Source organism: Candidatus Symbiothrix dinenymphae, assembly GCF_001431085.1.
In genome coordinates this window covers 1-549 of the sequence record NZ_BBRU01000280.1, presented here as the reverse complement: position 1 = coordinate 549, position 549 = coordinate 1, and the positions used below count along the sequence as shown (strand labels likewise).

The window sequence follows — 549 nt, the reverse complement described above, 5'->3', positions numbered from 1 at the left end:
TTGGAGCTATCTTTGCAGCCACCCCGGTCCTTTATTGGCGGGTGCGGCAAAAGATGCCGTACATGCCGCCGTGGGTGCCGCCGGTCCAACAATCATCAGTTTTTTTGTAGAGCAAGCAATAAAACGGTTGTGGAAATAATCAAGGACAAAATTATCATGGGCATCGACCCGGGCACCAATGTGATGGGCTACGGCTTGCTGCAAATCACCAACAACAAGCCCGCGTTGCTGACGATGGGCGTGCTGATGCTCGAAAAATACGACAGTCACTATTTGCGGTTGCTGCGAATTTTTGAGCGTGTCATCAGCCTGATTGACGATTTTTTGCCTGACGAGCTGGCAATTGAAGCCCCGTTTTTTGGCAAAAATGTACAGAGTATGCTCAAACTGGGACGTGCTCAGGGGGTGGCGATGGCGGCAGCGCTCAGTCGCGACATCCCCATTTTTGAATATGCCCCGCTGAAAATCAAAATGGCAATCACAGGCACCGGAACAGCCACCAAAGAGCAAGTGTCGTACATGCTGCAAAAGAATTTGAAAATCCCAAAA

The 549-nt window shown here is 50.1% G+C and carries 1 protein-coding gene; it reads left to right on the top strand.

Translation table 11 applies throughout. The features are described 5' to 3' along the window. Positions 1-156 precede the first annotated feature (156 nt). On the top strand, positions 157-549 hold a 393-nt coding region (ruvC, locus tag ASC50_RS03610; RefSeq protein ID WP_082592072.1), incomplete at its 3' end, for a crossover junction endodeoxyribonuclease RuvC.